This window comes from Streptomyces sp. NPDC047525 (assembly GCF_040643025.1).
Lineage (GTDB): Bacteria > Actinomycetota > Actinomycetes > Streptomycetales > Streptomycetaceae > Streptomyces > Streptomyces durmitorensis.
Genome location: NZ_JBEYTL010000004.1, coordinates 674,994 through 696,174, shown reverse-complemented (window position 1 = coordinate 696,174; position 21,181 = coordinate 674,994). Strand labels below are relative to the sequence as shown.

Annotated in this window: 21 protein-coding genes; 7 read left to right on the top strand and 14 right to left on the bottom strand. The window is 71.5% G+C overall.

What is annotated here, in order from left to right; all coding sequences use genetic code 11:
- Nucleotides 1-17: 17 nt before the first annotated feature.
- Complete coding sequence (locus ABZ833_RS15595; RefSeq protein ID WP_361046262.1) at nt 18-1,148, bottom strand: abortive phage infection protein; 1,131 nt, start codon at nt 1,146-1,148, stop codon at nt 18-20.
- An 84-nt stretch (nt 1,149-1,232) separates the two neighbouring features.
- Nucleotides 1,233-2,267, bottom strand: coding sequence for a LysR family transcriptional regulator (locus ABZ833_RS15590; RefSeq protein WP_361046260.1), 1,035 nt, complete (start codon nt 2,265-2,267; stop codon nt 1,233-1,235).
- Between the two features lie 58 nt (nt 2,268-2,325).
- Here ABZ833_RS15590 and ABZ833_RS15585 point away from each other — a divergent pair, with 58 nt between their 5' ends.
- Both ABZ833_RS15585 and ABZ833_RS15580 read left to right on the top strand, forming a co-directional pair.
- Nucleotides 2,326-3,159: an NAD(P)-dependent oxidoreductase gene (locus ABZ833_RS15585; RefSeq protein WP_361046257.1), complete on the top strand. Its 834-nt coding sequence runs from the start codon at nt 2,326-2,328 to the stop codon at nt 3,157-3,159.
- Nucleotides 3,160-3,239: 80 nt separating this feature from the next.
- Nucleotides 3,240-3,623: a RidA family protein gene (locus ABZ833_RS15580; protein WP_361046254.1), complete on the top strand. Its 384-nt coding sequence runs from the start codon at nt 3,240-3,242 to the stop codon at nt 3,621-3,623.
- Here ABZ833_RS15580 and ABZ833_RS15575 read toward each other — a convergent pair whose 3' ends face one another.
- Nucleotides 3,624-4,256, bottom strand: a complete 633-nt coding sequence (locus tag ABZ833_RS15575; protein WP_361046251.1) for a TetR family transcriptional regulator — start codon at nt 4,254-4,256, stop codon at nt 3,624-3,626.
- A gap of 158 nt (nt 4,257-4,414) precedes the next feature.
- Here ABZ833_RS15575 and ABZ833_RS15570 point away from each other — a divergent pair, with 158 nt between their 5' ends.
- Nucleotides 4,415-6,868 carry a glycoside hydrolase family 3 C-terminal domain-containing protein gene (locus tag ABZ833_RS15570; protein ID WP_361046249.1) on the top strand — a complete coding sequence of 818 codons (2,454 nt, stop codon included), beginning with the start codon at nt 4,415-4,417 and terminating at the stop codon, nt 6,866-6,868.
- Between the two features lie 25 nt (nt 6,869-6,893).
- Here the strand turns inward: ABZ833_RS15570 and ABZ833_RS15565 are convergent, their stop codons facing one another.
- On the bottom strand, nt 6,894-7,880 hold the full coding sequence (locus ABZ833_RS15565) for an aldose epimerase family protein (RefSeq protein WP_361046247.1): 987 nt from the start codon (nt 7,878-7,880) through the stop codon (nt 6,894-6,896).
- A gap of 31 nt (nt 7,881-7,911) precedes the next feature.
- Entirely contained in the window at nt 7,912-8,832 is a 921-nt protein-coding gene (locus tag ABZ833_RS15560; RefSeq protein ID WP_361046245.1) for an SGNH/GDSL hydrolase family protein, read from the bottom strand.
- Between the two features lie 292 nt (nt 8,833-9,124).
- On the opposite strand from ABZ833_RS15560, the gene ABZ833_RS15555 reads away from it, so the two are divergent.
- Nucleotides 9,125-9,619, top strand: coding sequence for a DUF3145 domain-containing protein (locus ABZ833_RS15555; protein ID WP_344521149.1), 495 nt, complete (start codon nt 9,125-9,127; stop codon nt 9,617-9,619).
- Between the two features lie 75 nt (nt 9,620-9,694).
- Here ABZ833_RS15555 and fabF read toward each other — a convergent pair whose 3' ends face one another.
- From fabF to fasR, 5 genes are all read right to left on the bottom strand, one after another.
- Nucleotides 9,695-10,957 (bottom strand): beta-ketoacyl-ACP synthase II, encoded by a 1,263-nt coding sequence (fabF, locus tag ABZ833_RS15550; RefSeq protein WP_249590116.1) that lies wholly within the window; start codon nt 10,955-10,957, stop codon nt 9,695-9,697.
- Nucleotides 10,958-11,027: 70 nt separating this feature from the next.
- Nucleotides 11,028-11,276, bottom strand: coding sequence for an acyl carrier protein (locus ABZ833_RS15545; protein ID WP_160504853.1), 249 nt, complete (start codon nt 11,274-11,276; stop codon nt 11,028-11,030).
- A gap of 97 nt (nt 11,277-11,373) precedes the next feature.
- The gene (locus tag ABZ833_RS15540; RefSeq protein ID WP_351160063.1) at nt 11,374-12,405 is read right to left on the bottom strand and encodes a ketoacyl-ACP synthase III; all 1,032 of its coding nucleotides are present in this window, start codon (nt 12,403-12,405) and stop codon (nt 11,374-11,376) included.
- A gap of 17 nt (nt 12,406-12,422) precedes the next feature.
- On the bottom strand, nt 12,423-13,370 hold the full coding sequence (locus ABZ833_RS15535; RefSeq protein WP_361046240.1) for an ACP S-malonyltransferase: 948 nt from the start codon (nt 13,368-13,370) through the stop codon (nt 12,423-12,425).
- Nucleotides 13,371-13,459: 89 nt separating this feature from the next.
- Complete coding sequence (gene fasR / locus ABZ833_RS15530) at nt 13,460-14,599, bottom strand: fatty acid biosynthesis transcriptional regulator FasR (RefSeq protein WP_361046381.1); 1,140 nt, start codon at nt 14,597-14,599, stop codon at nt 13,460-13,462.
- A gap of 185 nt (nt 14,600-14,784) precedes the next feature.
- Here fasR and ABZ833_RS15525 point away from each other — a divergent pair, with 185 nt between their 5' ends.
- Nucleotides 14,785-15,447 (top strand): pirin family protein, encoded by a 663-nt coding sequence (locus ABZ833_RS15525; RefSeq protein ID WP_361046237.1) that lies wholly within the window; start codon nt 14,785-14,787, stop codon nt 15,445-15,447.
- 42 nt (nt 15,448-15,489) lie between these two features.
- On the opposite strand, the gene ABZ833_RS15520 is transcribed toward ABZ833_RS15525, so the two are convergent.
- Entirely contained in the window at nt 15,490-16,305 is an 816-nt protein-coding gene (locus tag ABZ833_RS15520; protein ID WP_361046235.1) for a serine hydrolase domain-containing protein, read from the bottom strand.
- A 19-nt stretch (nt 16,306-16,324) separates the two neighbouring features.
- Entirely contained in the window at nt 16,325-16,813 is a 489-nt protein-coding gene (locus ABZ833_RS15515; RefSeq protein ID WP_361046233.1) for a GNAT family N-acetyltransferase, read from the bottom strand.
- A gap of 123 nt (nt 16,814-16,936) precedes the next feature.
- Between ABZ833_RS15515 and ABZ833_RS15510 the strand changes: the two genes are divergently transcribed.
- Nucleotides 16,937-17,503, top strand: a complete 567-nt coding sequence (locus tag ABZ833_RS15510) for a MerR family transcriptional regulator (protein WP_361046231.1) — start codon at nt 16,937-16,939, stop codon at nt 17,501-17,503.
- 155 nt (nt 17,504-17,658) lie between these two features.
- Nucleotides 17,659-18,600 carry an aldo/keto reductase gene (locus tag ABZ833_RS15505; RefSeq protein WP_361046378.1) on the top strand — a complete coding sequence of 314 codons (942 nt, stop codon included), beginning with the start codon at nt 17,659-17,661 and terminating at the stop codon, nt 18,598-18,600.
- A gap of 97 nt (nt 18,601-18,697) precedes the next feature.
- Here the strand turns inward: ABZ833_RS15505 and ABZ833_RS15500 are convergent, their stop codons facing one another.
- Both ABZ833_RS15500 and ABZ833_RS15495 read right to left on the bottom strand, forming a co-directional pair.
- Nucleotides 18,698-19,927 (bottom strand): acyltransferase, encoded by a 1,230-nt coding sequence (locus ABZ833_RS15500; protein ID WP_361046229.1) that lies wholly within the window; start codon nt 19,925-19,927, stop codon nt 18,698-18,700.
- A complete protein-coding gene (locus ABZ833_RS15495; RefSeq protein WP_361046226.1) occupies nt 19,924-21,141 on the bottom strand; it encodes an alpha/beta hydrolase in 1,218 nt (405 codons plus the stop codon). Before ABZ833_RS15495 ends, ABZ833_RS15500 begins: the two co-directional genes overlap by 4 nt.
- Nucleotides 21,142-21,181: the final 40 nt, after the last annotated feature.

Below are 21,181 nucleotides of genomic sequence, written 5' to 3'. Positions count from 1 at the left end.
GGCGGGGGTGCGTCCGGTCAACCGGATTCCGCGTGACGTGCCGCGCGCCCGTAGTGCTCGGCCACCGCGTGGAACGCCTCCTTCGGCTCCCAGTGCCAACGGCCTGAAGGGCCCTCCTCGATCGTCTTCACGATGCTGTAGCTCGCCATGTCGAGGTCGTGGCGCGGGTCCGGCCGGTGCGGGGCGTCGGGACTGACGAAGTTGTAGAGCGTCGCGGAGTAGAGGTCCATCGACTCGAAGACGTCCAGTACGTCGGTGATGTACGCGGCCTGGGTCCGCTCGCTGCGCACGAGCCCGTCCTTGATCTCGGGCGGGTCCTTCGTGTAGTCGACGACGTCCCACCCCATGCCGCCCTGCTCCGGCGCGCCCCGGAACGTACACGTGCCGAACTCGGTGATCGCGACGGGCTTCCCCCAGCGCCGATAGGGCGCCAGGTCACGGACGTATCCGGACCGACTGCGGTGATACCCGTAGTAGTTGACGCTCACGACGTCGAACAGACCCCAGTCGACCTCGTCCCCCTCAGCGGCCCCGTACGTCAGACCGCCCCCGAAGACGGACCTGCCGACCGCCGCCGCCCGCCCGATGAACCGCTTCAGGCGCCGCTGCATCAGCACGGGGTCGAAGTTCCCCTTGGTGATGTTCTCGATCCGTTCCACCGCGCTGTCGCCGGGCACGATCCCCGGCACGAACAGCACGAACTCGCAGCCCACACTCAGCTGGACCGCCGCGCCCTGCCGCCGCAGCCGCTCGGCGTGCCGGCCGGTCTCCGCGATGTGGTCGAGGATCTCCCGCTCGGGGCGGTCGGCCAGGCGCGGCTGGAGCCACACGTGCAGTCCGCGTTCGGCGGCCTCCGTCGCACTCGCGCCGAGCCGCTCGACGCCGTCGCCGAAGACGGAGACGGTGGTGGCGTGCAGCCGGTCCGCGATCGCGCACATGTCCTCGCGCATGCGGGCCGCGTTCCAGCCGGTCGTGGGTGTCTCTCCCGCGCCGACCTCGTAGCAGACGCCCCGGTACGTGAGCCCGCCCGTCCGGCGGCCGTCGGCGACGGCGGGTGCCGCCGCCAGGAGCCCCCCGGCCGCCGCCGCGACGCCCACGGCCCCCGCCCCGGCCAGAAACCGCGCCCGGTTGATCCCGCCACTCGCCACAGTGCCTCCCTGTGTCCGTCCGTACGGTCCGCACGGTGGGCCCAGTCTTGCCAGCGCCGATGCCGTGCCTCGACCGCCGTCGGTCTACGGCGTGGGCGACCTTGGTCGCAACTCACCGCCTCCGCGCGCTACTTGAGTAGCGCGCAGCGCCTCCAGGAACGGACCCACGGCCGGCGCCGCCGCCCGGCCCCGCGCCGTCGCCGCGTACACGGCACGCGGCGGAGCGTCCTCGTCGCGGACCGGGACCAGGGCGATGTCCGGGCGGACCGAATCGGCGGCCAGCGCGGGCACCAGGGTGACGCCGAGACCGGCGGCCACATAGCCCTGCTTGGCGGTCCACTCGGCGACGACATGGGCGACCCTCGGGCGGAAACCGTGCCGGTGGGCCTCCTCCAGGAGGGTCCCCTCGGCGTTGGCGCTGCCGGAGATCCAGTCCTCCGAGGCGAGTTGGGACAGACGGACGGACGCGCTGCCCGCCAGCGGGTGGTCCGCGGGCACGGCGACGTACAGCCCCTCGTCCAGGAGGTGATGCAGGACGTACGCCGCCATGTCGCGGCCGTTCAGCGCACCGCCCGTCGAGGAGACGATCGCGAGGTCGAGATCGCCGTCCCCGAGGCGCGCGAGCAGCCTGGGCGTAAGGCCCTCCTCGCGGGTGAGCGTCACGCCGGGGTGCCGAGCGCGGAACGCCGCGATGGCCCGTGGCACGAGCGCCGCGTCGGCCGTCGCGAACGCCCCGAAGCGCAGGCTCCCGCCGGTCAGGTCCCGCAGTGCCGTCAACTCCCTTTGCAGGGTGCTGAGTCGGGCCACCGTCTCCTCGGCGTACGGCAGGAGGGTGCGGCCGTGCGTGGTCAGGCGTACGCCCCTCGGCAGCCGGTCGAAGAGCGGGGCGCCGCCGAGGGCCGCCTCCAGCGAGGAGATCTGGCGCGAGACGGCGGACTGCGTCCAGCCGAGCCCGCGGGCGGCCACGGTGAAGGAGCCGTGCCGCGCGACGTCCAGGAAGGCACGGAGCCAGACGGTGGAGAGTTCGGGCGGTGGCGGGTCCTGGGGCGTCGGGTCCTGGGGCGTCGACGCCTCGGCCCGTGGGGCCTGGGCCATCCGTGCGGTATGCGGAGAAGGCATGGCTCGCATGCTAGAGACTCGCTTGTCGCATCCCGTGGCCGGGCCTAGCGTCGGACGCATGGAGAAGATCGCGTTTCTTGGACTGGGACACATGGGCACGCCGATGGCCCGCCAACTCCTCACGGCCGGGCATCCGTTGACGGTCTGGAACCGGACCGCCGAGAAGGCGGCCCCGCTGGTGGCGGCGGGGGCCCGGCTCGCCACCGGCCCCGCCGAGGCCGTGCGGGACGCCGATGTCGTCATCACCATGCTGGCGGGCCCCGACGCGGTGCGTGCCGTCGCCGACGCCATCGTGCCCGAGCTGCGGCCGGGGACCCACTGGGCGGAGATGTCCACCGTCGGACCCGATGTCGTAAGGGAGTTGGGGGCGAGGGTGCCGGACGGCGTGACCCTCGTCGACGCGCCCGTCATGGGGAGCACGGACAAGGCCGCGTCGGGGCGGCTCGGCATTCTCGCCGGCGGCGATGCGGACGGGGTCGAGCGGGTCCTCGCCCGCTTCGGTCCGGTGACGCGTACGGGCCCGCTCGGTTCGGGGGCCGCGCTGAAGCTCGTCGTCAACACGGCCGTCATCGGGGGTGTCGCCCTGGTGGCCGAGGCGCTGAAGCTGGCGGACGCGCTGGGTCTCGACGAGGAGACGGCCAAGGGGGCGCTTGCCGGAGGCCCGCTCGGGGGCGCCGTGGCCCGCGCCTTCGCCACGGGTGTGCACTTCGGGAGCGACCTCGCCGTGAAGGACGTGGCGCTGGCGGCGGGGGTCACCCGGCTCCCGGCGATGGAGGCGGTGCTGGCGCACTACGAGGCGGCCGCCGCCGACCCGGATGTCGTCCACGAGGACATCGCGCGGGCGGTCGCCCACATCCGTTCCCGCGACGACGCCCGGCAGCCGAAGCCGTGACCCGGCATGCACGGGACCGGGCATGCACTGGACCGGGCCTGCACGGGACCCGGCATGACACTGGAGGAGCACCCCGCACCATGAACATCACCATCGGCAACCCCGCGTCCGCGCCCCAGCCCCTGGGCCCCTACTCCCAGGTCGCCCGGGTCGACATGGACGGCGGCGGCGCCCTGCTGTACCTCTCGGGCCAGGTCGCCGAAGGCGACGGCGTCGCCGCTCAGAGCCGGGGAATCTTCGAGGCCCTGTCCGCCCTGCTCGCGGCACACGGCGCGACGCTCGACGACGTCATCAACATCCGTACGTTCATGACGGACCTCGGCGACCTCCCCGCATACGCCGCCGTACGCACCGGCTACCTGACCGCGACGCCGCCCACCAGCACCACGGTCGAGGTGCCCCGGCTCTTCCGGCCTCAGGCGCTCATCGAGATCGACGTCGTGGCGGCCGTCCGGGCCGCCTGATCACTCGCCGCTACCGCTACCGCTGCCGCCGCTGTCGCCCAGCAGCCCCAGGAAGTCCCTGAACGCCCCCGCCATGTCCACCGATTGGGGGTCCAGGAGCCACTGGTACTGGAGCCCGTCCATCACCGCGACGAGCAGCGGCGCCGCGGCCTCAGGAGTGAGGCCGCCGGGCAGCCGCTCCCCGTACTCCACGCGCAGGACCGCCGCGAACTTCTCCCGCACGGATCCGTACCGCTCGGTGAAGTAGTCGCGCGCCGGGTGTCCGTCCGTGACGCTCTCGCCGAGCAGCGCGGAGAAGGTCTGGATGATGCCGGGGCGCATCGCGTTGTACTCGACGAGCGAGCCGAGCAGGTCGAGGCGGATCTCGTTCGTCGGTACGGCGTCCCACTGGTCGCGGGCCTCCAGGACGGCGACGAGAAGCGCCTCCTTGGTGGGGAAGTAGTGCAGCAGGCCCTGCTGGGTGAGGCCGACCCGCTCGGCGACGGCTCCCAGGCTCGCGCCCCGGTAGCCGCGCTCGGCGATCACCTCCAGGGCGGCCCGGAGGATCTCCGCGCGCCGCTCCTCGCTCCTGGCCCTGCTCGTGGCCTTGGCCGTGGTCTTGACCTTGGCCGTGGTCCTGGCCTTGGGCGCCATCGCGTCTGCCCCTTCACGTTCTCGGTCCTGCTCGCGGGACGACCGTACGTCATGCTCCCACCAATATAACGTCCAGATCACGAAACCTACCGGTCTACAGGTAGCCGAGGCAGGATGGAGGCAACGTACGGAACGGACTTCAACGAGGAGGTACCGCCATGGCGGGAACCAAGGGCCCCGGAGCCACGCAGGCCGACCAGGCGCGCGAGGCGGTCGTCCAGGCCGCGCTCGCCGCGCTCGATCTGGACGCCAAGGCCCGGCTGCTCGGCGGGCGTGACATGTGGTCGCTGCACGCGCTGCCCGAGATCGGCCTCGCGCCCCTGGTGATGTCGGACGGCCCGATCGGCGTGCGCGGCACCCGCTGGACCGCCGACGACCCCTCCATCGCCCTGCCGTCCCCGACCGCGCTCGCCGCCACCTGGGACCAGGACCTCGCCCGCCGCGCGGGCACCCTCCTCGCCCAGGAGGCCCGCCGCAAGGGCGTCCACGTCCTCCTCGCGCCCACCGTCAATCTGCACCGCTCGCCGCTGGGCGGCCGGCACTTCGAGGCGTACAGCGAGGACCCGTATCTGACCGGCGTCATCGGCACCGGCTACGTCCAGGGCGTGCAGTCGGGCGGCGTCGGCACGACCGTCAAGCACTTCGTCGCGAACGACGCCGAGACCGACCGCTTCACCGTCGACAACAAGGTCGGCGCGCGTGCCCTGCGCGAGCTGTACCTCGCGCCCTTCGAGGCGATCGTCACCAACGCCCACCCCTGGGGCATCATGACCGCGTACAACCAGGTCAACGGCTCGACGATGACCGAGCACCGCTACCTGGTGAACGAGGTCCTGCGCGGCGAGTGGGGCTTCGACGGCTACAACGTCTCGGACTGGATGGCCGCCCGCTCCACCACCGGCACCATCGAGGGCGGCCTCGACGCCGCCATGCCGGGACCGCGGACCGTGTACGGCGAGGCGCTCGCCGATGCGGTGCGCGCCGGCCAGGTCAAGGAGTCGACCGTCGACGACGCCGTGCGCAACGTCCTGCGTCTGGCCGCCCGCGTCGGCATCCTCGAAGGCGCCGAGCCCGTGGTCGCCGACGTCCCCGCCGAGATCGACGGTGAGGCGCTCGCCCGCGAGATCGCCCGCCGCGCCTTCGTCCTCGTGCGCAACGAGAACGACGTGCTGCCGCTGGGCCCCGCCGCCTCCCTCGCCCTCATCGGCGCCGCCGCGCGCGACGCCCGCGTCCTGGGCGGCGGCTCCGCCACCGTCTTCCCCGCGCGCGTGATCTCCCCGCTCGACGGACTGACGGCTGCGCTCGGCGAGGACACCCTGACGTACGCCGTCGGCGCCGACCCCAGCGACGAACTCGCCCCCGCCGACAAGGGGTTCGCGCTGCGCGCCGTCTGCCGCGACGACGACGGCAACGTCCTGGGCGAGGGCAACCTCCCCTCCGGCCAGGTCCAGTGGATCGGCGACGACCTGCCCGACGGCGTCACCCACGAGACGATGGCCTCCATCGAGGTCGTCGGCACGTTCACGCCGCGCGAGAGCGGCGAGCACTCCTTCGGCACGCGCGGTCTGGGCGACTTCACGCTCACCGTCGCCGGTGAGGTCGTCTTCGACGGGTCCGAGGTGATGGGCGCCGGGTCCGACCCCTTCGAGGCGTTCTTCGGTTCACCGGTCGAGCGTGCCAAGGTGCGCCTGACGGCGGGCGAGACCGTCGAGGTCTCCCTGCGCCACCCGCTCGACAAGACGTACGCGGCCCCGCTGCCCGGCGTCGTGTTCTCCTTCGTGCACCTCGGGCCGCGGCGCGACCCCGACGAGCTGATCGCGGAGGCCGTCGAGGCGGCACGCGGCGCCGACACCGCGGTCGTGGTCGTCGCCACCACCGAGCGGGTCGAGTCCGAGGGCTTCGACCGGCAGGACCTGCGGCTCCCGGGCCGCCAGGACGAGCTGGTGCGCGCGGTCGCCGCGGCCAATCCCCGTACGGTCGTGGTCGTCAACTCCGGCTCCCCGGTGGAGCTTCCGTGGCGCGAGGACGTCGCTGCGGTGCTGCTCGGCTGGTTCCCGGGGCAGGAGGGCGGCGCCGCGCTCGCCGACGTGCTGCTCGGCGCGCAGGAGCCGGGCGGACGGCTGCCCACGACCTGGGGCGCCTTCGCGGACGCCCCGGTCACCCGGGTCAGCCCGACCGAGGGTGAACTCGCCTACACCGAGGGCGTGTTCATCGGCTACCGCGCCTGGGAGAAGGCACAGGCCACCCCTGCCTACGCCTTCGGTCACGGCCTCGGCTACACCGACTGGACGTACGAGTCCCTCGTCGTGGAGGGCGCGACGGCCACGGTCCGCGTGCGCAACTCCGGTCCCCGCGCGGGCCGCGAGGTCGTCCAGGTCTATCTCGCCCCGGCCGCGGACAACGGCGACCGCCCGGCTCGCTGGCTCGCGGGCTTCGCGGGCGTCGAGGCCGCGCCCGGCGAGAGCGTCGAGGTGCGGATCGAACTCCCGCGCCGCGCCTTCGAGATCTGGGACGAGTCCGCCAACGCCTGGGCCCACCAGGCCGGTTCGTACGAGGTGCAGGCGGGCCGCTCCATCGCCGACCGCAGGCTGAGCGAGACGACCACCGTCTGATCCTCGGTGCTCGGGCGCTCGGCGCTCAGCGAACCGAGAAGCCGTACACCGTCTCCGACGCGTAGACCCCACCCGGCCGCAGCACCGTGCCAGGAAACTCCGGCCGGTTGGGGGAGTCGGGGAAGTGCTGTGTCTCCAGGGCGATCCCGTCACCGGGCCCGAACGGCAGCGGCTCCTCGAAGTGGTCCGCCGTGTACAGCTGGAGGCCGGGCTCCGTCGTGGCGACGGTCAGGACGCGCCCGGATGCCGGGTCGCTCAGCTCCGCCACCTCGGCCGGCCGCGCGGTGGCGCCCTTGTCCAGCACGTAGTTGTGGTCGATCCCGGCCCCGACCTTCCGCGCCGCCCGGAAGTCGAAGCGCGTCCCTGCGACCTCCTCGTACGCCCCCGTGGGAATCTGCGCCCCGTCCGTCGGCGTGAGACGCCGCGCGTCGATCCGCAGCTCGTGCCCGCCGGCACTGCCGCTCCCGGCCCCTGCGAGGTTCCAGTACGTGTGGTTGGTGAGGTTCACGACCGTCGGGGCGTCGGTCGTCGCCTCGTACGCGATCCGCAGCGCGCCCGTCTCGTCCAGCGTGTACGTCGCCGACACCGCGAGCCGCCCGGGGTACCCCTCCTCGCCGTCCGGGCTCACCCGGGAGAGCCGCACCCCGTGCTCGACCTCCGCCGCGTCCCACACCCGCTTGTCGAAACCGGCCGCACCGCCGTGCAGCGCGTTCGGCTCGTTGTTCCGCGCCAGGCGGTACGTCCGGCCGTCGAGCGCGAACTCACCGCCCGCGATGCGGTTCGCGTACCGGCCCACCAGCGCCCCGAGGTACGGCCCGGGGTGATCGAGATAGCTCCGCAGGCCGTCGAAGCCGAGGGCCACAGGATCGCGCCGCCCCGACCGGTCAGGAACTTCCGCCGACTGGATGATCCCGCCGTACGTCAGGACGCGTACGCGCACCCCGCCCCTTTCCAGGGTCCAGCGATGGACGGGCGTGCCGTCGGGGAGCGTCCCGAAGAGTTCACTGCGCATGATCGCGACCCTACGCCGGGCCGCCCGGACCTCAGGCCCCGGGATCCTTGGGATTCTTGGCCTTCACCTGCCGGTAGGCCAGCTCCGCGAGCCGCGACTGGCCGTTCTTGCTGGGGTGGAACCAGTCCCAGTGGCTCAACTGGTCGCCGTCGAAGCGGTAGTCGAAGACCGCCCCGCCGTCGTACCGGCAGCGCAGGTCCTTCGCGCACACGTCCTTGAGCACGTCGTTGTACGCGACCACGCGGCCCTGCACCGTGGCCCGCCGCTGCGTCGCCGAGGCGTTCAGGTCGTCCGGGTCCGCCAGCATCGAGGCGCAGATGCCCAGCTTCCAGATCTGCTTGCCCAGCGCGTTGGTGCGCCCCTGGGACCAGAGCCGCTTCAAGTCCGGTACGGAGGTGACGTACACCTGGGTCTTGGGAAGCTCGCGCCGCAGCGTGCGCATCGCCTCCTCGAAGTCGGCGCGGAACTCGGCGACCGGGGTCATGGAATCCGCCGAGGGGCGGCAGGCGTCGTTCGCGCCCGCCATCACCGTGATCAGCTCGGGGCGCTTGAGGGCGGCCTGCTCGACCTGCCCGGGGAGATCCGCCATGCGGGCGCCGGTCTTCGCGTAGTTCCAGCTGTGCGTGGTGGCCCGCTCCTTGCCGAGCAGGCGCGTGGCGAGGCTGCGCACCTCGGAGTCCGTGCCGGTCGCCCAGGACGCCTCGGGGCAGTCGGCGAGGACCGAGCAGGCGTCGAAGCCGCGGGTGATGGAGTCGCCGACGGCCGCCAGGGAGTTCGGATTCGTGTCCCAGGTCGGGGTGGGCTTGGGGGACGGTTTGTCGTGCGCCGATGGTCCCTTGGGTGCGGGGGAGTCGCCGCCGGAGGCGTCGCACGCGGTGAGCGCGGTGGCGCCGAGAAGAACCGCCGTCGCGGTGGCGACGGCGGCACGCGGGCGGTTCCTTCGGTTCCGCATCCCCAGGTCCCCTCTGTTGTCGTGGCCCGTCCTAGGCCGACCGCGCCGTTTCGGCGCCCCTGCGAGTGAATGGTGGGTGATTCCTGGCCTTGGGACCGACGGTACGTCACACTCCTTGTTCCGCCGCACGGTAGCCTCGCCACCCAGTGGCACCCTGCGCTTTCGGTTCCGCTAAATTACATCACGTCACATCTGTCCCGTTTCGGGAGTTTCCCGAATGCGGGGCCACAACGCTCGGCACGGGCGCGAGGCCGCTGGGGAAGGCGAACCTCGACCCACACTGGAGGTCCCGGTGACGACACGTGGAGTTCTGTACGTGCACTCCGCACCGCGCGCGCTGTGTCCGCACGTCGAATGGGCAGTCGCGGGCGTACTCGGCGCGCGCGTCAACCTCGACTGGATCAGACAGCCCGCGGCGCCCGGCAGCTGGAGATCCGAGTTCTCCTGGCGCGGTTCGGTGGGCACCGCGTCCAAGCTCGCCTCCGCCCTGCGCGGCTGGCAACTGCTGCGCTTCGAGGTCACGTCGGAGCCGTGCCCCACGGCCGAGGGCGAGCGGTACAGCGCCACACCCGAGCTCGGCATCTTCCACGCGGTCACCGGAATCCACGGCGACATCCTGATCCCGGAGGACCGCCTGCGCGCCGCCCTGGCCCGCTCCCAGCGCGGCGAGAGCAACCTGGAGGCCGAGCTGGCCAAGCTGCTCGGCAAGCCCTGGGACGACGAGCTCGAACCCTTCCGGTACGCGGGTGAGGGCGCTCCGGTGCGGTGGTTGCACCAGGTCGTGTGACGCGTACGCGAAGGGGCCCCCACCAGGCGGTGGGGGCCCCTTCGGTTACCTGCGGTTCGGTTGCCTGCGGCCGGTTCAGACGGTCCGGAACGCGAGCACCACGTTGTGGCCGCCGAAGCCGAACGAGTCGTTCAGCGCCGCGATCCTGCCCTCGGGCAGTGCGCGGGCCTCGTCGCGGATGACGTCCGCGTCGACCTCGGGGTCGAGGTTCTCGATGTTGATCGTCGGCGGGGCGATGCGGTTCTTCAGCGCGAGGACCGTGGCCACGGTCTCCACGCCGCCCGCGCCACCGAGCAGGTGACCGGTCATCGACTTGGTGCTGGAGATCGCCATGTGGTCGACGTCGTGGCCGAACGCCTTGCGCAGCGCCTTGATCTCGGCGACATCACCCTGCGGCGTCGAGGTCGCGTGCGCGTTCACGTGCACGATCTCGGCGGGCTTGAGGTCCGTCGTGTCGATGAGGTTCTGCAGCGCCGCCGCGATGCCGTTGCCGGACGGCTCGGGCTGCGTGATGTGGTGGGCGTCGGCCGAGATGCCCTGGCCGACGGCCTCCGCGTAGATCTTCGCGCCGCGGGCCTTGGCGTGCTCCTCGGACTCGAGGACGATCACGCCGGCGCCCTCGCCGAGCACGAAGCCGTTGCGGTCGACGTCGTAGGGGCGCGAGGCGCCCTGCGGGTCGTCGTTGTTCTTGGACATCGCCATCATGTTGCCGAACGCGACGATCGGCAGCGGGTGGATCGCCGCCTCCGTGCCACCCGCGACGACGACGTCGGCGCGGCCGGTGCGGATCATCTCGATCGCGTAGCCGATGGCCTCGGCGCCCGAGGCGCACGCCGAGACGGGGGTGTGCACACCCGCGTGGGCGCCCAGCTCGATGCCGACGTTGGCCGCCGGGGAGTTGGGCATCAGCATCGGCACGGTGTGCGGGGAGACGCGGCGAACGCCCTTCTCCTTGAGCACGTCGTACTGGTCGAGCAGGGTGGTCACGCCGCCGATGCCGGAGGCGATGACCGCGCCGAGGCGGTCGGGGTCCACGGACGTGTCCTCGCCCGCCTTCGCGGTGTACCCCGCGTCGGCCCAGGCCTCCTTGGCCGCGATCAGCGCGAACTGCGCCGAACGGTCCAGCTTGCGGGCCTGCGGACGCGGAATGACCTCGCCCGGTTCGACCGCGATCTGGCCCGCGATGCGGACCGGAAGCTCGGCCGCCCAGTCCTGTTCGAGAAGACTGACGCCGGAACGGCCCGCGAGCAGGCCTTCCCAGGTCGAGGCTGCGTCGCCACCCAGCGGTGTGGTTGCGCCGATACCGGTGACGACCACGGTGCGATTGGTCGAGTTCACAGGAAAATTCTCCACGGTGTTGAGGGGATCAGCGGCGCCACCGCCGGGTGGCGACAGCAGAGCAGCCTTATCAGGCCTGGTGCTTGAGGATGTAGCTGGTCGCGTCGCCGACCGTCTTGAGGTTCTTGACGTCGTCGTCCGGGATCTTGACGTCGAAGCGCTCTTCGGCGGCGACGACGACCTCGACCATGGACAGCGAGTCGACGTCCAGGTCGTCGGTGAAGGACTTGTCCAGCTGGACGTCCTCGACCGGGATGCCGGCGATCTCGTTCACGATCTCGGCGAGACCGGCGACGATCTCTTCCTGAGTGGCGGCCATGTTGGCGCTCCTTCTATGTATCCAGAGGGTGTGGCGCCCGCCGCGGCAGCGGCAGGTTGGTTAAAGCCGTACGGACCGGATGATCCGTACGTGATGCCTAGGGGAGGGTAACGACCGTGGCGGCGTACACGAGGCCCGCCCCGAAGCCGATGACGAGCGCGGTGTCGCCGCTCTTCGCCTCGCCGGTGGCCAGAAGCCGCTCCATCGCGAGCGGAATCGAGGCTGCCGACGTGTTGCCGGTGGTGCGCACGTCACGGGCGACCGTGACGTGTTCCGGCAGTTTCAGAGTCTTCACCATCGAGTCGATGATCCGCTCGTTGGCCTGATGCGGAATGAAGACATCCAGGTCGTCCGCGGTGATCCCGGCCGCGTCCAGCGCCTGCTGGGCGACCTTCGCCATCTCGAACACGGCCCAGCGGAAGACCGCCTGGCCCTCCTGCGTGATCGCAGGGAACTTGATGTTGCCCTCGCTGTCGAGCGGCAGCTTCGAGACATCGCCGACGTGGAACTCGTTCCACGCCACGGTCTGCTTGATGGTCTCGGACTTGTCGCCCTCGCTGCCCCAGATCGTGGGGCCGATCTGCGGCTCCTGGGACGGGCCGACGATCACGGCGCCCGCGCCGTCACCGAACAGGAAGGCCGTCGCGCGGTCCTCCAGGTCGGTGAGGTCGCTCAGCCGCTCGACGCCGATGACCAGGACGTACTCCGCGCTGCCCTCGACGATCATGCCCTTGGCGAGGGTGAGGCCGTAGCCGAAGCCCGCGCAGCCGGCGGAGATGTCGAACGCGGCGGGCTTGCCCGCGCCGATCTTGTCCGCGATCTCGGTCGCGATGGCGGGGGTCTGCTTGAAGTGCGAGACGGTCGACACGACGACCGCGCCGATCTGCTCCGGGGTGATGCCCGCGTCGGCGATCGCCTTGCCGGACGCCTCGACGGACATCGCGGCCACGGTCTCCTCGTCGGAGGCCCAGTGGCGGGTCGCGATGCCGGAGCGGGAGCGGATCCACTCGTCGGACGAGTCGATCGTCTCGAGGATCACCTCGTTGGGCACGACACGAGTCGGGCGGTAGCCGCCGACACCCATGATGCGCGCGTACGGGGCGCCCTTACTGGGCTTGATCTTCGACATGCTCTCCTGGCTCCTTCTCAGGCACCCGCCGCGTCGGCGGCGGATGCGGTGTCGGCGATGAGCTCAGATGCGGCTTCGAGATCGTCGGGTGTCTTGAGGGCCACCGTCCGGACGCCGGGCAGGGCGCGCTTGGCGAGACCGGTCAGCGTGCCACCGGGGCACAGCTCGATCATCGCCGTGGCACCCAGCTCCTTGAACGTCTCCATGCACAGGTCCCAGCGCACCGGGTTGGCCACCTGGCCGACCAGGCGGGACAGGACGTCCGAGCCGGTCGTCACGGCCTGGCCGTCGCGGTTCGAGACGTACGTCAGCTGCGGGTCGGCCGGGTCGAGGGCCTTGGCGGCCTCCTCGAGCGTGGCGACCGCGGAAGCCATGTGGTGCGTATGGAACGCGCCCGCGACCTTCAGCGGCACGACGCGGCGGACGCCCTCGGGCTTGTCCTCGGCGAGCGCCGCGATCTGCTCCGCGGTGCCCGCGGCGACGATCTGCCCCGCGCCGTTCACGTTCGCCGGCGTCAGGCCGAGCTTCTCCAGGTGCGGGATGGTGACCTCGGGGTCGCCGCCGAGCAGCGCCGCCATGCCGGTCTCCGTGATCGCCGCGGCGTCGGCCATGGCCAGACCCCGGGTGCGGACGAGACGGAGTGCGGCGTCGTCGCTGAGCACACCGGCATACGCGGCTGCGGTGATCTCGCCGACGCTGTGTCCCGCGACCGCGCCGGGCTTGTTCGCGGCCAGGGCGTCACTGAGTGCCGCGGCGGAGAGCAGACCGGCGGCCACCAGCAGGGGCTGGGCCACGGCGGTGTCGCGGATCGCGTCCGCGTCGGCCTGCGTGCCGTAGTGGGCAAGGTCGAGGCCGATGGCGTCCGACCACGCCCCGAGGCGGTCGGCCGCGCCGGGGAGTTCGAGCCAGGGAGTCAGGAAGCCGGGCGTCTGAGCGCCTTGGCCGGGAGCGACGAGTACGAGCACTCTCACACTCTCTCTTGTGGACGGTGCAAGCCGCCCGTGGGGACAGGGACGAAGAACGGCTGGGGGAATTGTAGGGGCCCGACAAAATCCTACGGTTGGAGATCTCCGTCGGCCAGACGCCCCAGGATCAGCGCGATCCGCAGCGTGAATGCGGAGCGTACGTCCGATGGCGACCAGCCGGTGACGTCAGTCACACGTCGCAGCCGGTAGCGCACGGTGTTGGGGTGCACGAAGAGCATCCGGGCGGCGCCTTCGAGGCTGCTGGCTTGTTCCAGATAGACGCTGAGAGTCTCCAGGAGCGCGGAGCCCGCTTCCTCCAGTGGTCTGTAGATCTCCTCCACCAACTGGTCGCGCGCGGCCGGATCGCTCGCGATCGCGCGCTCCGGCAGGAGATCGTCCGCGAGGACGGGACGCGGGGCGTCCTGCCAGGCGGCGCACGCCTTGAGCCCGGCGGCCGCGGCCTGCGCGGACCGGGTGGCGGCGAGCAGGTCGGGGACGATGGGCCCGGCGACGACGGGACCGGCCGCGTACGGACCGATCAGACCCTTCGCGACCTGCAGCGGATTGTCGCTGCCGCCCGCGATGACGACCAGGCGGTCGCCGAGCACCCCGGTCAGGACCTGGAGCTTGGCGTGCCGGGCGGCGCGGCGGATGGCTTCGACGGTCAGCTCGCTGTCGCCGTCGGGCGCGGTGCCCAGGACGACGCAGACGTGCTCGGGGGAGTTCCAGCCGAGCGCGGCGGCCCGGCTCACCGCGCCTTCGTCGGCTTCCCCGGAAAGCACGGCGTTCACGACGAGCGACTCGAGGCGGGCGTCCCAGGCACCGCGTGCCTCGGCGGCCTGCGCGTAGACCTGCGCGGTGGCGAAGGCGATCTCGCGGGCGTACACGAGGAGCGCCTCGCGGAGGATGGACTCGTCTCCGGGGGCCGCGACCTCGTCGATCGCGGACTCCATCACCTCGATCGTCGTACGCACCATCTCGACGGTCTGGCGCAGCGTGATCGCCCTGGTCAGCTCGCGCGGGGCGGTGCCGAAGACGTCGGTGGAGATGGCCTGGGGGGCGTCGGGATGGCGGAACCACTCGGTGAAGGCGGCGATGCCGGCCTGCGCCACCAGGCCGATCCAGGAGCGGTTCTCCGGAGGCATCGCCCGGTACCAGGACAGCGTCTCGTCCATGCGCGCGATGGCCTGCGCCGCGAGGCTGCCGGCCGACTGCTCCAGGCGCTTCAGCGTGGCTGAGTGCGCGTGGGCCTTCCGGTGCGCGTCCTGACGGGCGGCCTCCTCGTGGCGCGCGGCTTCCTCGTGGGCTGCCTGATGGGCGTCCGGGCGGGCTTCGTTCGCAGAGGGTTCGGGCACGGGGACAAGACTGCCTTATCGGGACGGGGATGTGCGGTGCCGGGTCTAACGTGGGGTGTGTGATTGATGTACGGCGCTCCGGCGATCGGTACCGCGGCGGGGAGCCCGGTGCCGGTATCGAGACCTTCCACGCCTTCTCCTTCGGGCCGCACTACGACCCGGACAACCTCCGCTTCGGCGCGGTCCTGGCCTGCAACGAAGAGCGTCTCGCACCCGGCGCGGGCTTCGACGAACACCCGCACAGCCACACCGAGATCGTGACCTGGGTGGCGCAGGGCGAGCTGACCCACCGCGACTCGGCCGGGCACGCTTCGGTCGTGGGCCCCGGGGACGTCCAGCACCTGAGCGCGGCCGGCGGTGTCCGCCATGTGGAACGCAACGACGGCGAGGACCCCTTGGTCTTCGTCCAGATGTGGCTGTCCCCGCTGAGGCCCGGCGGCGAACCGTCCTACGAGGTGGTCCACGGCATCGCGGACTCGACTCCGTACGCGGTCCCCGCGGCGGGCGCTCTCCTGCACGTCCGGCGACTCGGCGCGGGCGAGCGCACCGCGATCCCGGACGCTCCCTTCGCGTACGTCCACGTGGTACGCGGTGAAGTGCGCCTGGGCGGCGAGCAGTTGACCGCGGGGGACGCGGCGCGGATCACGGCCGCGCAGGGTCTGGAGGCGGTGGCCACGGAGGAGGGCGCGGCGGAGATGCTGGTGTGGGAGATGGCTGGGTGAGCGTGCAGCCAGGGTCCCCGCAAGGCCCCCGGCCACGTCCCCTCAGAGCTCGGCAAGCACCGCGTCGGTGAACGGAGGCCATGCCTCGACGGCCCACGGCCCGAACGCCCGATCAGCCAGAGCGACACACGCCGCCCCCGCGTCGGGATCGACCCAGAGGAACGTCCCGGCCTGCCCGAAGTGCCCGAACGTCCGAGGCGACGACGAACTCCCGGTCCAATGCGGCGACTTGGAGTCCCGAATCTCGAACCCGAGGCCCCAGTCGTTGGGACTCTGATGCCCGTACCCGGGAAGCACACCCTTGAGCCCCGGATGCACCACGGACATCGCCTCCGCCACCGTCCGCGGATCGAGCAACCGCGGTGCCTGCACCTCGGCGGCGAACTTCACCAGGTCATCGACCGTGGAGACCCCGTCCTTGGCGGGCGAAGCGCCCCCGTCGAGCGAGGTGGACCCCATCCCCAACGGCTCGAGCACGGCCTGCCGCAGATACTCCCCGAAGGGAATGTCCGTCGCCTTGGCGACATGATCCCCGAGCACCTCGAACCCCGCGTTCGAGTACAGCCGCCGCGTCCCGGCAGGCGCCGTCACCCGGTGCTCGTCGAACGCAAGGCCGCTGGTGTGCGCAAGCAGGTGCCGCACGGTCGACCCCTCGGGCCCGGCGGGCTCATCGAGCTCGACGGCCCCCTCTTCGTACGCCACGAGCACCGCGTACGCCGCCAGCGGCTTGGTCACCGAAGCGAGCGCGAAACGGTGCCCGGTGGGCCCGTGCGCCCCGACGACCGTGCCGTCCGCGCGGACGACGGCGGCGGCAGCGGTGGGGACCGGCCAGTTCTCGATCAACGCCAGGCTCTGCATACGTACGAGCCTAAGCGCCCTACAGGCTCAACCGCATCGAGGGGTCGGGCTTGCGCACAAAGCCGAGCGAGGCGTACAACGGCTCCGCCTCCGCCGACGCATTGAGATCGACGCTCCCCGCACCATGCTCCCGGAACCAGTCAAGGAGCACCTCCATGCAGGCCCGCGCATACCCCCGCCGCCGCTGATCCGGATCGGTGGCGACGCTGAACACACAACCCGTGACGCCCCGCGGATTGCCCGCCCGCCCGATGCGGTACTCCAGCGTTCCCACCACAAGCGCCGCGAGCTTCCCGGGCCGACCGGGCCGGTCGACGACGAAGGCGGCGAAATCGCCCTCCGGATCGGCCAGTTTGTCCCGCAGCACATGAAGGGACTCGGCATGCCAGCTGGTGTCGGACTCGGTGGCGGCCGCCGAGCCGGTGGCGAACACCGAGTCGATCATCACCTGCCGCAGCCTGATCAGTTCCTCGACATCGTCTGGCGTGGCACGACGCACAACACTCATGATCGGCACCGTAGTCACCGCACGAAGCAGCGTCCTCCGATTTTCCCAGGGTTTGCTTCCGTCACATATTTCCTCCCGGTTCTGCTTGCTTAGAGCGCACTCCAAGGTTCTAGCGTGGTGGTCATGACGGTGATGGAGACCGAGACCACCCGCACACAGGGCCCCGCACAGGCCGCAACCGCAGCGCCCTCCGGCGTCGCCGGCACCCCCGGCGTTTCTGAGGGCGCCGAGAGCGTCGGCGGCACCGACAGTGCCGACACCAAGGCGGATTCCTGCGCCTCGGCACCCACCGCGCACCCCCGCCCGAGCGGGCAGGACCACTACACGATCAGCGAGGTCGTCGCCTTCATCGGCCTGACCGCACACACCCTGCGCTGGTACGAGCGGATCGGCCTGATGCCCCACATCGACCGCTCCCACACGGGCCAGCGCCGCTACCGCAACCGCGATCTGGACTGGCTCACGTTCGTCGGCAAGCTCCGCCTGACCGGCATGCCGGTGGCGGACATGGTCCGCTACGCCGAGCTGGTGCGCGAGGGCGACCACACCTTCACCGAGCGCCACGAACTCCTGGAACAGACCCGCCGCGACGTCCGCACCCGCATATCGGAGCTCCAGGACACGCTCGCCGTGCTCGACTACAAGATCAACTTTTACGCTGACGCCCGCCCGGCGTCGGAGAGGCTCTGAAACCGATGACCGCAGAGACGCCCAAGACCCCCCAGACCCCCGCGTCGGCCGCGACGACCGGCACCGCGGGCACCGTCGGCACGACCCCCGCCCCGATCGCGAAGGTGCAGCTCGGGACGGACGGCCCGGAGGTCGGCGTCCAGGGACTCGGCTGCATGGGCATGAGCTTCGCCTACGGCCCCACCGACGCCGATGAAGCCCGGGCAACCCTGGAGCGAGCCCTCGAACTCGGCGTCACCCTCTACGACACCGCCGACGCCTACGCCGCCGGTGAGAACGAGAAGTTCCTCTCTCCCTTCCTCAAGGCACACCGTGACGAGGTCGTCCTCGCCACCAAGTTCGCCCTGGCCATCGACCCGAACGACTCGACCAAGCGGATCATCAACAACGACCCCGCATACATCCGCGCCTGCATCGACGCCAGCCTCCAACGCCTCGGCGTGGACGTCATCGACCTCTACTACATGCACCGCCGGAGCCCCGGGGTGCCGATCGAGGAAACGGTCGGCGTGATGGCCGAGCTGGTCGCCGCGGGCAAGGTCAAGCACCTTGGCCTCAGCGAGGTCACCGGCCCCGAACTGCGCGCCGCCCAAGCCGTCCACCCCATCGCCGCCCTCCAGTCGGAGTGGTCGCTCTTCAGCCGTGACATCGAGCAGGGCGTGGTCCCCGCCGCCGCCGAACTCGGCGTCGCCCTCGTCCCCTACTCCCCGCTCGGCCGCGGCTTCCTCACCGGCTCGTTCGTCAGCGCCGACAAGGAGCTCGGAGAGGGTGACTTCCGACGCCAGCAGCCCCGCTTCACCGGCGACAACGCCGCCGCCAACGCGGCCCTCCTCGAGCCCGTCCGCACTGTCGCCGACGCCCATGGAGCGAGCCTCGGCCAGGTCGCCCTCGCCTGGGTCCAACAGCAGGCCCAGGTCCACGGACTGGCCGTCGTCCCCATCCCCGGCACCCGCAAGCGCACCCGCGTCGAGGAGAACACCGCGGCCACCCGCCTCGAACTCACCTCCTCCGAACTCGCCCTGCTCGACCCCATCGCCGCCCAGGTCGCAGGCGACCGTTACGCCGACATGACCTTCACTTCGGCGGGCCGCGAGTAGCGAGCAGCGAATAACGAGCAGCGGGCAGTCGGCTCGCTCCGCAGGGTGGGGGCGTGGGGCCGTGGGGGAGGGCGCGGCGCCCACACGCTTCCGCTGTTCACGCCAGCCCCAGCGCGAAGACCGCGAACCCGGCCGCCAGGAGCCCGGTGAGCGCACGGCGCGCATACGTGGCCCGCCTCCACGGAGCCTCGAAGCCGCGGGTGTAGCGGCCTATCAGCAGCAGGAGCGCCCCGAAGACCGGAAGCCAGGCGATCCGGGCGGCTATCCAGCCCCAGGTGTCCGGGCCCGCCGTCAACCCTGGCACCGTGCCGCCGAGGAACGAGCCGGGCACGGCCGCTGCGAGCATCGCTGTCTGGTGCCAGCACAGGATCGTCATCGCCGACAGGTTGATCACGACGACCGGCGCCCACAGGGCAGGCCTGCGCAGCAACTTGCCGATCCGCTCGCGCAACAGGATCGCCGCACCGCTCTGTGCGGCGGCCAGCGCCAGGACCAGCAGTGACGGTGGATGCGAATTCGTCCGCGCCTCACCCGGGACGCCGACCATCGACGCCGGATAGTGGAGGACGAGCAGCAGTGCGGCGAAGAGGGCTGTCCCTCCGACGAGCAGCAGCCACGCACCGCGCCTGCCCAGTTTCTTCTCGCCCCAGCTGACGCCCAGTTGATAGGCGAACATCCAGCCGGGCAGCAGATTCAACAGGCTCAGCCAGGACGGCATGGAGTCCCCGAACGGGCCGTAGCGCAGGAAGTCGACGACTGCGACCGAGCCGAGCAGCGGCGCCGCGGCCCAGGCACCGAGCCGCTCGGCCGCCCTGATGCACCAAGGGGTGAGCGCGGTGATTACCGCATAGATCCCGACGAACCACAGCGGCTGTATCACCAGCGTGGACCCCGTGCGCAGTGTCGTGCCCGGCACCCCCATCGCGTACAGCACCGGGATCAACGCGGCCCAGACGGCCGTCACTCCCAGGACCGGACGACCAAGTCGCGCCACCCGCCCGCGAAGCCAACGCCCCGTCGACTCGCCGCGCGCCGCCGCCCGGCGATACGAAAGGACGGAGGCATAGCCGCCGACCAGGAAGAAGATGCCGAGCATCTGCAGCACCCAGCTCAGCGGCGCGAAGAATCCGAACGAAGCCAGGGGACTGGCATTGTGCAGCGCGCCGCCCGCATCGAGGGTGAACCCGCCGAGCAGCCAGTGCCCGGTCGGCACGGCGAGCAGGGCGAGCGCACGCAGCCCGTCTATGGCCCGGTCACGGTGTGCGGGTGTCTTGGCGTCGATCGCCGACGCCGTTCTGCGCAGGTGGGTCAGCGGGGTGAGGCTCATGGCCGCTCTCCGATCGGGCGGGCGTCGGCGTCAGGCGCAGCCAGGGCGGTGCCGTTGTCCGGTGTGCCGTGGGCAGTGGTCTCCGCGATGGAGGCGAAGGCCTTGAGGGAATCCGTCCCCGGGGCGAAGTAGCCGGTGTGGCCCTCGGCTCGCTCCGCGGGAACCCGCCGGGCGCCGAATCCGGGGTCGGCCGGGTCCTCGCCATGGCCGAGGCCGAACAGCTCGACGTTCGGCACGTCACCGATCCAGTCGCTGTCGTCCTTGGCCGCCCAGACGCGGGCGGAGGTGTGCAGATCGGCCACGCTGTCCGCACGCATGCCGGGGGAGCCGAGCACCACCAGGTCGGACGCCGTCAGTTGTGGAGCCGCCAAGCCGCACACCACGGAGCCGTAGCTGTGGCAGAACACCGAGGGGCGTGGGGTGCCTGAGGCTGTCAGGCCCTGCACGAACCGCGCGAGCCGGGGCGCGCCGGCCTCCGCGAGCCGTCCCGTCGCGGCGTCGGGGCCGAGGCCGACCGGAGTGGTGTAACCGACCCAGGCCACCACGGCTGTGTCGTCGCCCGCCGCGGCGTGCAGGGAGCGTGCCATCCCGGCCGGTGTGCCGTACTCGTCGTTCGAGCGGTCGAAGGTGCTCAGATCTATGTCGGAGCCCGGCACGACAACGGATACGTGCTTGGCGCTGGCCAAGTCACCGTAAACGGCGGCTACTTGTCCTCTGCCGCGCGGGTCGAAGGCGAGTATCTGGCGATCGGGACCGAGGAGCTGTTCGTAACGCGTGACGAGAGAACGGGCCCGCTCGTGGTCCTGGAGGGTGAGGCTCGGGTCGCTCACGCGGGCCCGCTCGCGGGCGCGCTCGGCTTTCAGGGAAAGGGAGTTGGCCTCGAACCGCAGGACGGTCGGGGCGCCGTCCAGATTGCCGACGACCGAGGGGTGCCGGGTGACCAGGCTGTGCTGCTGCGCCTCGCTCAACGAGTCGAAGAACGCGGCGACTCGGGCGGGGGACGCGGTCGCCGGATCCGGCAGCCGAACCCCCCACGTATGGTCCGCGCGCCAGGCCTGCGTGCCCGGTGGCGGGCCCGTGAGCGGCTGCTGTTCATTGCCGACGGCCCAACCGGCCGTGCCGGCCACGATCGTCGTCGTGAGCGCCGCGGCGATCAGCGTCCGCTTGCTGCGGGTCTTCCAGCTCCTGCGGGCTTTCCAAGAACGAAGGCGCATGGCCCGTCTCCCTCCCCATCTCGTGACACGCTCCGGCGTG

Coding starts and splice junctions, on each gene's coding strand:
- ABZ833_RS15590 (WP_361046260.1), bottom strand. CDS start 2,267: ATGCCTTCTCCGCATACCGCACGGATGGCCCAGGCCCCACGGGCCGAG.
- ABZ833_RS15585 (WP_361046257.1), top strand. CDS start 2,326: ATGGAGAAGATCGCGTTTCTTGGACTGGGACACATGGGCACGCCGATG.
- ABZ833_RS15580 (WP_361046254.1), top strand. CDS start 3,240: ATGAACATCACCATCGGCAACCCCGCGTCCGCGCCCCAGCCCCTGGGC.
- ABZ833_RS15575 (WP_361046251.1), bottom strand. CDS start 4,256: ATGGCGCCCAAGGCCAGGACCACGGCCAAGGTCAAGACCACGGCCAAG.
- ABZ833_RS15570 (WP_361046249.1), top strand. CDS start 4,415: ATGGCGGGAACCAAGGGCCCCGGAGCCACGCAGGCCGACCAGGCGCGC.
- ABZ833_RS15565 (WP_361046247.1), bottom strand. CDS start 7,880: ATGCGCAGTGAACTCTTCGGGACGCTCCCCGACGGCACGCCCGTCCAT.
- ABZ833_RS15560 (WP_361046245.1), bottom strand. CDS start 8,832: ATGCGGAACCGAAGGAACCGCCCGCGTGCCGCCGTCGCCACCGCGACG.
- ABZ833_RS15545 (WP_160504853.1), bottom strand. CDS start 11,276: ATGGCCGCCACTCAGGAAGAGATCGTCGCCGGTCTCGCCGAGATCGTG.
- ABZ833_RS15540 (WP_351160063.1), bottom strand. CDS start 12,405: ATGTCGAAGATCAAGCCCAGTAAGGGCGCCCCGTACGCGCGCATCATG.
- ABZ833_RS15520 (WP_361046235.1), bottom strand. CDS start 16,305: ATGCAGAGCCTGGCGTTGATCGAGAACTGGCCGGTCCCCACCGCTGCC.
- ABZ833_RS15515 (WP_361046233.1), bottom strand. CDS start 16,813: ATGAGTGTTGTGCGTCGTGCCACGCCAGACGATGTCGAGGAACTGATC.
- ABZ833_RS15510 (WP_361046231.1), top strand. CDS start 16,937: ATGACGGTGATGGAGACCGAGACCACCCGCACACAGGGCCCCGCACAG.
- ABZ833_RS15505 (WP_361046378.1), top strand. CDS start 17,659: ATGGGCATGAGCTTCGCCTACGGCCCCACCGACGCCGATGAAGCCCGG.
- ABZ833_RS15500 (WP_361046229.1), bottom strand. CDS start 19,927: ATGAGCCTCACCCCGCTGACCCACCTGCGCAGAACGGCGTCGGCGATC.
- ABZ833_RS15495 (WP_361046226.1), bottom strand. CDS start 21,141: ATGCGCCTTCGTTCTTGGAAAGCCCGCAGGAGCTGGAAGACCCGCAGC.